A 583-nucleotide genomic window follows, 5' to 3' on the forward strand; every position below is an offset into this window, starting at 1 on the left:
TCAGGCTGATCAATGACATTGACGCAGCCATTCAGGAAAACGAAATCATGGACCTGCGAGCCAAGCTGGGAACCATCAGCAAGGAAATTAACCGCCAAGAGAAGCAAAAACGTTCGTTCGCCGCCCGATTCAGCACTTCAAGAATAGCCGTAGCGACCGTAGCAGCGTCACTAATCCTGATTTTCAGCATTGCCGGGCTGGTTAGCAAAAACAGCCCATCAAGCAACGCCGAACTGTACAGCCAGTTTTACAGCCCCTATGAAACAAGCGGTATTTTCCGGTCGGGCGATGCGCTGATAGACACCAAGCTTACCAAAGCACTGCATCAGTTCAACGAAAGCAAATACCAGGAAGCAATTAACCTGTTCAGCGAAGTACTGGAAATAGACCCCAACAACCCCGTTAGTAACTTTTACTCCGGGATGGCCTACCAGGAAACCAAAAGAACAGACCAGGCACTCACGTCCTACCACAGCGTAATAAAAGACCGGGACAACCTCTTTATTGAGCAGGCCCAGTGGTACATCGGACTGTGTTACCTGCAAAACGAAAACAGGAAAAAAGCATACCGACAGTTCACCAA

1 protein-coding gene is annotated in these 583 nt (G+C 48.9%); it reads left to right on the top strand.

What is annotated here, in order from left to right:
- The coding region (locus ACRD6K_RS19980) for a tetratricopeptide repeat protein (protein WP_430974675.1) at positions 1-583 on the top strand (583 nt) is incomplete at both ends.

The sequence above is a fragment of the Sunxiuqinia rutila genome (assembly GCF_050589705.1).
In the GTDB taxonomy this organism is placed as follows: Bacteria; Bacteroidota; Bacteroidia; order Bacteroidales; family Prolixibacteraceae; genus Sunxiuqinia; species Sunxiuqinia rutila.